We start from the raw sequence: 1,959 nt of genomic DNA, 5'->3' as shown, positions 1-1,959 counted from the left end.
CCGCCCGCAGACCCGGAAGATGATCACTCATAGCGTGGAATCCGCCACCGAGCGGCCCCTCACCATCCCTGGTCACCGAAATACATCGGAACCCCGTAGTCCGTCAGATCGGGATCGTCGGGTGACGCCCCGCCTGCGACCAACTGGTGCCGGACGATGTTCGTCCAGGAGAACTTGACGAGGATGGGGATCTCTCCGCGGTCGTTGAGCACGTTGCCGCGGTCACCGAACACCCACCGGTCGTTCCTGAACTTGTTGAACCTGCCGAAGTAGCGTCGAACGATCCACTTCTTCGACTTGTTGGGGTGCATGCGTCTGGCCCACCGGTAGGTGAGCCACCACACGTAGTGATCCAGCGCCGTGAAGATTCTGCTGGACACCACCCCCCGGTAGTAGGCCGCCCAGCCCCGCACGATCGGGTTGAGCTTGGCGATGACCGCCGTCGCGTTCAAGCCGCGCAGGCTGCGCACCTCGTCCGCGAGCCTCTTCCGGATGCGCCTGACCGCCTCCGCACTCGGTTTGATCAGCAGCTTGCGACGTCGGTAGCGGCGGACGTTGAACCCGAGGAAATTGAAGCCTTCTTCGAGGTGGACGATGCGCGTCTTGTCCTCGTTGAAGACCAGTCCCCGGGGCGCCAGCCATTCCGCAAGCCGTGCCTTGACCTGTTCGGCCTGCTGTCTGGAATGACAGCAGGCGACCATATCGTCGGCGTACCTCACCAAGATCGGAGAACCCGCCACCACATCCCCGGCATGAGTGCCGGTCGTGAGATAGCGGACCCCTGCGGCCCCCTCCAGCCCATGAAGAGCCACGTTCATCAACAGCGGACTGATCACACCGCCTTGAGGAGAGCCCTCCTCGGTCGGCGTGAACTGCCCTTTGTCGACCACTCCGGCCTTCAACCACCGTTCGATCAGGTCCCTGGCGGGGAACGAACCGAGCGAGTCGAGTAACCGGGCGTGGCCGATCTTGTCGAACGCGGCGGACAGATCGGCGTCCAGGATCCATACCCGTCGGGCGAGTGGCCCGCTGAGCGTGGAGAACAGGGAACCGATCGCATCGGCGCAACTGCGCCCGGGGCGGAACCCGTAGGAACGGGGCTCGAACCGGGCTTCCCACTCGGGCTCCAGTGCGCTGCGGACCCGTGCCTGATGGCACCGGTCCAAGATCACGGGAATGCCGAGCGGCCGCTGCTTTCCATTGGCCTTCGGGATGTACAGACGTCGGACGGGCATGGGGTCCCAGGACGAGCGTGTGCGATGCACCCGCACCGCGACCGCCGCCCTGGCCTCGGGCGACAGGGCTGTCTCCCCGTCGATCCCGGCCGTCCGACGCCCAGCGTTGCGCTGAGTGACCTGCCGCACGCTGACCAGCGTGTTCGACCAGGACCTCAGCATCAGTTTCTGCAAGGACCGGACCACGGCCCAGTCCCCTTCTCGTGTCGCCTTGAAGATCCTCCGCCGCAGCCTCACTACGTTCTCCTCGTGAGTCCGCCAGTTGACGGCGTCCCAGTCGAGAACGTCCTCGGGTCCGTTCACCGCAATGGTGTCCAACATGTCCCTCGGTTCGAGAGGCCCTCGGCCTCGACGTTCAAAGGCTCACCAGCCCACGTCAGCGCCCTTTCGGGCCCGGTCGCCTGGACCGGCATCCGGCCGGTTCCCCGTGACAGCTGCCTGGAGGGGCAGCCGTGATGTCACGAGTCCCGTTGCCTTTCGGCAGCCGGCATCCGCTTCTTGGACTTCCTGTCCCGCCGAGGGCTTACGCCCCTCTCACGATCGGCCTACCCGGCCTCAAGACCGGGACCCCGACGGGGTTTCCACGTTCCGCGCATACGAGACGCGACCGGGGAGGACGCCCCCTAAACCCCAAGGCCGTGAAGTTACGGCTTCGGAGGCGCTGACAAGTACGCGCTGATCTGCGGTGACTCGGGACGTAAGAAGCGGAGCCCCGGTAGAACTG

At 65.3% G+C, this 1,959-nt stretch carries 1 protein-coding gene; it reads right to left on the bottom strand.

The window, feature by feature from the left end:
* Nucleotides 1-59: 59 nt before the first annotated feature.
* The gene (gene ltrA / locus ACWD3C_RS48435; protein WP_451155197.1) at nt 60-1,556 is read right to left on the bottom strand and encodes a group II intron reverse transcriptase/maturase; all 1,497 of its coding nucleotides are present in this window, start codon (nt 1,554-1,556) and stop codon (nt 60-62) included.
* Nucleotides 1,557-1,959: the final 403 nt, after the last annotated feature.

This window comes from Streptomyces sp. NPDC002845 (assembly GCF_053591955.1).
The sequence above is the reverse complement of the archived record's forward strand: the minus strand, read 5'-3'. Positions and strand labels throughout refer to the sequence as shown.